This is a genomic window from Streptomyces sp. URMC 126 (assembly GCF_051386555.1).
Lineage (GTDB): Bacteria > Actinomycetota > Actinomycetes > Streptomycetales > Streptomycetaceae > Streptomyces.
In genome coordinates this window covers 1-289 of sequence record NZ_JBPQTX010000765.1, presented here as the reverse complement: position 1 = coordinate 289, position 289 = coordinate 1, and the positions used below count along the sequence as shown (strand labels likewise).

Below are 289 nucleotides of genomic sequence, written 5' to 3'. Positions count from 1 at the left end.
CAGCAGGCCCTTGCCCGGCCCCTTGGGCTTGCGGTAGGTGGTCAGGGAGTTGTCCAAGGACTGCATCACCAGACCGATGATCGTCCGCTCCGACCAGCGGTAGGTGGTGGCGGTGCGCGCCACCAGGACCGGGTGCCGCAGGAACTGGAGGGCCGCGGCGAGCCATCCGGGCAGCGGGCCGTCCCTGCGGTACTGCGGCACGCAGAGCAGGGCCATGAGGTTGGAGCCCTTGCCGTAGCGGACGTTCTCGATGTGGGTGTTGTCGTTCGGGTGGATGGAGGATGTGATG

General features: G+C 67.8%; 1 pseudogene. It reads right to left on the bottom strand.

The features are described 5' to 3' along the window. Positions 1–289: pseudogene (locus tag ACSNOK_RS33810) on the bottom strand (cholesterol oxidase); the annotation flags it as partial.